The organism is Pirellulales bacterium (genome assembly GCA_035546535.1).
Taxonomy (GTDB): domain Bacteria; phylum Planctomycetota; class Planctomycetia; order Pirellulales; family JACPPG01; genus JACPPG01.
Genome location: DASZWQ010000055.1, coordinates 1 through 2,632, shown reverse-complemented (window position 1 = coordinate 2,632; position 2,632 = coordinate 1). Strand labels below are relative to the sequence as shown.

3 protein-coding genes are annotated in these 2,632 nt (G+C 61.2%); 2 read left to right on the top strand and 1 reads right to left on the bottom strand.

The annotated features are described in order from the left end of the window. Positions 1-674, bottom strand: a 674-nt coding sequence (gene uvrA / locus VHD36_07275; protein ID HVU87105.1) for an ABC-ATPase UvrA, incomplete at its 3' end; no start/stop codon positions are given. Between the two features lie 86 nt (positions 675-760). Between uvrA and VHD36_07270 the strand changes: the two genes are divergently transcribed. Then, entirely contained in the window at positions 761-1,633 is an 873-nt protein-coding gene (locus VHD36_07270; GenBank protein HVU87104.1) for a hypothetical protein, read from the top strand. A gap of 323 nt (positions 1,634-1,956) precedes the next feature. Then, positions 1,957-2,406, top strand: coding sequence for a single-stranded DNA-binding protein (gene ssb, locus VHD36_07265; GenBank protein HVU87103.1), 450 nt, complete (start codon positions 1,957-1,959; stop codon positions 2,404-2,406). Positions 2,407-2,632: the final 226 nt, after the last annotated feature.

The following is a 2,632-nucleotide window of genomic DNA, read 5'->3' as shown; positions in this document are numbered from 1 at the left end:
GCCGTCTCAATGGAGTCGGGCAGGCGGTTGCCGATATCGGCTTTCACCACGATGCGGTCGACCACGATCTCGATGTCGTGTTTGAGCTTCTTGTCGAGTGCCGGCGTCTCGCCGATGTCGTAAAACTTGCCGTCGATCTTGGCGCGCTGGAAACCCTTCTTTTGAAGCTCCGCAAGCTCCTTGCGATACTCGCCCTTGCGGCCGCGCACGAGGGGCGCCAGCAGGTACAGCCGCGTCCCTTCCGGCAGCGCGAGGATGCGGTCCGCCATCTGGCTGACGGTCTGGCTTTCGATCGGCAGCCCGGTCGCGGGCGAATAGGGCACACCAACACGCGCGAACAGCAGACGCAGGTAGTCATAGATCTCCGTCACCGTGCCGACGGTCGAGCGCGGATTTCGGGAGGTAGTCTTCTGCTCGATGGAGATCGCGGGCGACAGGCCCTCGATATGATCGACATCGGGTTTCTGCATCAGCTCGAGAAACTGGCGCGCGTAGGCCGACAGCGACTCGACATAGCGGCGCTGGCCCTCAGCGTAGATCGTGTCGAAGGCGAGCGAGGATTTGCCCGAGCCCGACAAACCCGTGAGCACCGTCAGCGTGTCGCGCGGAATCTCGACGTCGATGTTTTTCAGATTGTGCTCGCGCGCGCCGCGAATGGAGATGTTCTTCAGCATGTGTGCTCCGACCCGCGGAGATGCCGCGGGGAAAGTTTGATGAGATATGGCGGAATGGTTAGGGTCGGCCTCGAGGGGGCTCTGCAATGCAGACTGGCTGGTGGATCGGTGCGATCTTCGACGTGATGCTGGTTGCCGGTGTGGTGTCCGCCGCCATCGCCATCGGGATGCTCATCGATACCGTGCTGCTGTCGCTCGACTGGGTGTTGGCCCGTGTCTATCCGCAGACCACGCCTGCATTTGCTGGACCGCCGATGGACAACACGGCCCAGGTGATCCGTCTGCGCATCAGCCAGTTCTACATCTTGGCAGCCGGCCTGGGCACGCCTGCCATGATCTGGGTCGGCACCGCCTTCAATGGCCCCCCACACGGGCCGGCATTGAAAGACATCTATTTCGGAGGATTGACGCTCATCGTCATCTGGCTCGTCGGCGCCAGCCATGCCTATGAGTTCTACGCGATCCGGCCAGAGGCCGAACGCAAGGTGTGGAGTTTCGACTACGCGCGCCTCTTCGTCTTCAATCTCGCGTTGCCAGTCCTGTTCTGGTTCCTGTTCGCTATGGGACAACAGGTTGGCTTTGTCGACTACGCGAACAAGCATCTGTTCCGCGCGCAGCCCAGCGCGCTGTTGGTTCTGCAGCGGGAGTCTTCGCGTTGTGAACTCTTGCTGGAACACGCCGGCTTGCGGGCCCGCCACAACGACGTCGCCCAAGGCGGCGGCGTGTTGGATCCCCTGCCGTGGATCGACGAATATCTGAGCGGTGTCACGTTCGGCGTCCCGAAGGCGTTTGGCTGCTCGTTCAATGATGTCCGGTTCAATCCCGGCAATCCCGCGATGGACGCAGCCGTGACTCTGTTCCGAACGATCGTCTCGTTCTTCTCGATCAGCGTGCTTCTGCTGCCGCTGCAGCGCCTGTGGCGCTTTACGGTCGGGATTGCGGCGAAGGCGCCGGGCTGAAGAGAGGTCGTCCAACATGTCTTTCCGTCAAGCCGAAACGCACAGTGTGGCCAGCCGGGTATGTCCGGGCAACCGCAAGAACGTAAAGGTTCCAAGGATCAGGAGCCCGCACGTGGACGCGCGGGACCCTGTCGCACAGATGGTGACCGCGAGCCTAAATCGCAAGGTCTCAGTGGCTGGCAGTAGCGTCGCGCACTCCCTCGAAAAGCTGGGGATTGACTCGGTTTTGCTTGGAACATAAAGAGAACATTCGGGCCGGGCAATGGCGGCGCGCGCAGGCGGGGCTTAGGGTCCGGCCGGTTTAGCTACGGAAGGTGAAAGCGATGGCGGGAAGCGTGAACAAGGTCATTCTGGTGGGCAATCTGGGCAAGGACCCGGAAGTCCGCCGCATGCAGAGCGGCGACGCCGTCGTGAACCTGTCCCTGGCCACCTCTGAAACCTGGCGCGACAAGTCGTCCGGCGAGCGCAAAGAGAAGACCGAATGGCACCGCGTGGTGATCTTCAACAAGAACCTTGCGGAGGTTGCCGAAAAATACCTGCGCAAGGGCTCCAAGGTTTACGTAGAGGGCTCGTTGCAGACCCGTAAATGGACCGACAAGGACGGCAACGAAAAATACTCGACAGAAGTCGTGCTTCAGAACTTCCGGGGCGAACTCACCATGCTCGATACCAAGGGCGGTGACGGCGGCGGCGGCCGGTCCTTCGGTGGCGGTGCGGGCGATGCTCCGGCCAGTTTCGACCGCTCCGAAATGGACGACGAAATCCCGTTCTGAAGCCTGCTTTTCGGGACCTGATTCGAGCGTCTTTTTGTGGTGACTCAGGCGCCAAAATGCTACCAATTCGGCATGATTTTTAGCTCCGAATCTGGCCGCGTCAGGACCCCCATTTGAGCGACGAAGGCCACCCCGCGCCGCCGTCCGGCGGAAGCATTTCCGGCATCGCGATCGAAGACGAACTGAAGCGTTCGTATCTCGATTACGCGATGAGCGTGATCGTCAG

Bases quoted from the DNA above. Each gene is read 5' to 3' on its own strand.
- VHD36_07270 (HVU87104.1), top strand. From the start codon at position 761: ATGCAGACTGGCTGGTGGATCGGTGCGATCTTCGACGTGATGCTGGTT.
- ssb (HVU87103.1), top strand. From the start codon at position 1,957: ATGGCGGGAAGCGTGAACAAGGTCATTCTGGTGGGCAATCTGGGCAAG.